Annotated in this window: 1 protein-coding gene; it reads right to left on the bottom strand. The window is 45.1% G+C overall.

All coding sequences use genetic code 11. The features are described from left to right. Nucleotides 1–741 (bottom strand): DHA2 family efflux MFS transporter permease subunit (locus MOC09_RS20015; RefSeq protein ID WP_268371681.1); only part of this gene is annotated, 741 nt, incomplete at both ends.

Here is a 741-nt window from a genome sequence, read left to right as displayed (position 1 = left end):
GTGGCTGTTCAGACGGGCAGGAAGCTGGTTCATACCCGCTGTCATAACCGGCATCATTAAGAGTGACATACCGAATGCACGGATTGAGTAGATCAGCATGATGTGTGTATATGGTGTATCAATCGTTAATTGCGTGTATTGATATGTCGTCACCACTGTAACAAGAAGCCCGATAATTGCAAGCGGTCTCGGACCGAATTTATCAAACAAAATACCTGAGATCGGTGACATGATCAGCATGACAATCGCACCCGGAAGCAGAAGCAGACCGGATTGAAGCGCCGTAAAGCCGACCAGATTTTGGAGATAAATCGGTAACAGGAACATACCAGTGTACAATGCTACTGTAATAATAATATTAATGACACTTGAAAGTGAGAAAATGTCGTATTTAAACACTCTGAAATCAAGCATCGGATCATCATGGCGCAATTGCTGAATTACAAAAGCAACAATTGCAATGACGCCGATTATAACTGTAGACAGTACAATCGGGTCGGTCCAGCCGTCAGAACCCGCTTCACTGACTCCGTATAACAAGGATGCGAATCCGACAATCGAGAGGATCGCTCCAAGTGTGTCGAGTTTGATTTTTTGCGGCTCCACCAGATTCTTAAAGATGAAGAAAGCCACGATGATAACAATTGCGCCGATCGGCACAAGTCCGTAAAACATGATGCGCCATGTGTAATGCTCAATAATCCACCCAGAAAGAGTCGGACCGACCGCTGGAGCAAACAT

Origin of the sequence: Bacillus sp. N12A5, from assembly GCF_026790125.1 — a bacterium.
GTDB lineage: Bacteria > Bacillota > Bacilli > Bacillales > Bacillaceae > Bacillus.
The sequence above is the reverse complement of the archived record's forward strand: the minus strand, read 5'-3'. Positions and strand labels throughout refer to the sequence as shown.